Origin of the sequence: Actinomadura sp. NPDC049753 (genome assembly GCF_040674655.1) — a bacterium.
Lineage (GTDB): Bacteria > Actinomycetota > Actinomycetes > Streptosporangiales > Streptosporangiaceae > Spirillospora > Spirillospora verrucosospora.
In genome coordinates this window covers 1-1446 of the sequence record NZ_JBFARL010000457.1, presented here as the reverse complement: position 1 = coordinate 1446, position 1446 = coordinate 1, and the positions used below count along the sequence as shown (strand labels likewise).

Sequence of the window (1446 nt, the reverse complement as noted above, 5' to 3'; positions counted from 1 at the left end):
TCCGCGTGCTGGCGGGCGGTCGGCGCGGCGGCCCGACCCGGCAGCGGACGCTCCGCGCGGTGATCGACTGGAGCTGGGAGCTGCTCACCGGGCCCGAGCGGGTCGCGCTGCGGCGCCTCGCCGTCCACGCGGGCGGCTGCACGCTGGACGCGGCGGAGGCGGTCGGCGACACCGGCGTCGACGTGCTCGCCCGGCTGGTCGACCGCTCCCTCGTCGTCCGGACGGACGAGGGCCGGTACCGGCTGCTGGAATCGGTCGCCGCCTACGCGCTGGAACGCCTGCGGGAGGCGGGAGAGGAGGACGAGTTCCGCCGCCGCCACGTCCTCCACTACACGGGCCTGGCCGAACAGGCCGCGCAACGGCTGCGCGGGCCCGAGCAGGGGCGCCGCCTGAAGCTGCTCGACGAGGAGGCCGCGAACCTGCGCGCCGCGCTGGGCAACGGGACGGGGTTCCGGCTCGTGAACGCGCTCGCCTGGTACTGGTACCTGCGGGGCCGCTTCGGGGAGGCCCGCCGCGCGTTCGCCGGGGCCCTGTCCGCCGACCGGCAGCCGTCACCGGCCAGAACCGAGGCCGCGACGTGGCTGACCGCCTTCACCATGCTGGTCGGCGAAGGCACCGATTCGGAAGAGCTTCGGCAGGCCGCCCTGGCCGAACACGACGACCCGTTCGCCAAGGCCAGGGCCGAGTGGCTTCTGAGCCACGTCCATTGGGCGTACGGGGATCTGACCGAGAACGAGCGACGCGTCGACCGTGCTCTGGCGGTGTTCCGGGAGCGGGGCGACCGCTGGTTCACGGCCGCCGCGCTCGCGACACGGGCCAAGCTGGCCGTCGGGCATGGCGATCTTGACTCCATGGAGAGGGACGCCGTGCGGAGCGCCGCGCTGTTCGCCGAGATCGGCGACCCGTGGGGGCGGCTGGAGGCGTCCGACGCGCTCGTCCGGCGCGCCGAGATCACCGGTGACTACGCCGAGGCCGCGCGGCTGCTCCGCGAGGGGCTCCGGCTGGCCGAGGAGTCGCGGATGTGGCCGGAGACCTCGTTCCGGCTGGCCGGCCTCGGCCGCGTCGCGCTCCTCACCGGCGCCCTCGACGAGGCCCGCGACCTGCACGAGCGGGCACTGGACCTGGCGCGGCGGCACATGGCGCGGTCGGCCGAGGAGTTCGCCGAGGTCGGGCTCGGGCTCGTCGCGCGGACCCGCGGCGACCTCGACGCCGCCGAGAGGCACCTGCGCGCCCGGCTCGACTGGCTGCGCGGAATCGGCGGGACGGCGGGCCTGGCGTTCGTGCACGCCCAGCTCGGTTTCGTCGCCGAGGAGCGCGGCGACCCGGACCGGGCGCTGGCCCTGCACACCGAGGGGCTCGCCGCCGCCCGCGCCGTCGGCGACCCGCGCGCGATCGCGCTCGCGCTGGAAGGGCTGGCCGGTGCGCGGTCCCTGGCGGGCGACCACG

Annotated in this window: 1 protein-coding gene; it reads left to right on the top strand. The window is 76.4% G+C overall.

The genetic code is table 11. The features are described 5' to 3' along the window. Positions 1-59: 59 nt before the first annotated feature. A partial coding sequence (locus AB0K37_RS42185) for a tetratricopeptide repeat protein (RefSeq protein ID WP_363991868.1) occupies positions 60-1446 on the top strand: 1387 nt, incomplete at its 3' end.